Origin of the sequence: Vibrio sp. 10N.261.55.A7 (genome assembly GCF_002877365.1) — a bacterium.
Classification (GTDB): domain Bacteria; phylum Pseudomonadota; class Gammaproteobacteria; order Enterobacterales; family Vibrionaceae; genus Vibrio.
Genome location: NZ_MCWZ01000115.1, coordinates 1 through 556 on the forward strand (window position 1 = coordinate 1; position 556 = coordinate 556).

Sequence of the window (556 nt, forward strand, 5' to 3'; positions counted from 1 at the left end):
ACTGGATTCCAAAACGCTCGGCACTTTTGTAATGCTCTGCTTTTGTGGTTAAGGTAGTTATATTAATTTTGGTGGTCTTCGTTTTCTCACCAATTAACAAGGCGTTAAGACTCGCTGGGATTTTTTGGCTAAATAGTTCTGCAATCAGCCACTTTAAGTTTGTCGAGCTTTGAAACTCATGTGGTTTTGTGGCTTTCATTATTTGCGCTGAAAAAGCCAGTTTGGGCGTAATCCAAATTTTAGCGGTTACCGTTTTGAAGCGCGTTTCTCGAACCGATTGTTTCTATCTGCTCACAAACTCCCATCGGACTCGTTGAATCTGGTTTTTCCGCAGTTCATTATTGAACGCGTCAGTTTTGTGGGCGGCTTTAAGCTTAGTGCATATCGGGTTTCGTGGGTCACCGCTTTTGAGTATTGCGTTTGAAATCGGTATGGTCGTTTAGCGGTGTTTTCAGCTTTGTCATTGGCCGTTCACTACAGCGTCAATGCAAAGTCGGTTTTCAAAGCAAGTCTTAACAAACTGCTCAAACGGACAAATAAACGCGTGGCATTTTTG

Annotated in this window: 1 protein-coding gene; it reads right to left on the bottom strand. The window is 42.6% G+C overall.

Annotation, left to right across the window (positions count from 1 at the left end; all coding sequences use genetic code 11):
* Positions 1 to 199, bottom strand: a 199-nt coding sequence (locus tag BCU12_RS23515) for a hypothetical protein (RefSeq protein ID WP_206748376.1), incomplete at its 3' end; no start/stop codon positions are given.
* Between the last annotated feature and the right edge of the window lie 357 nt (positions 200 to 556).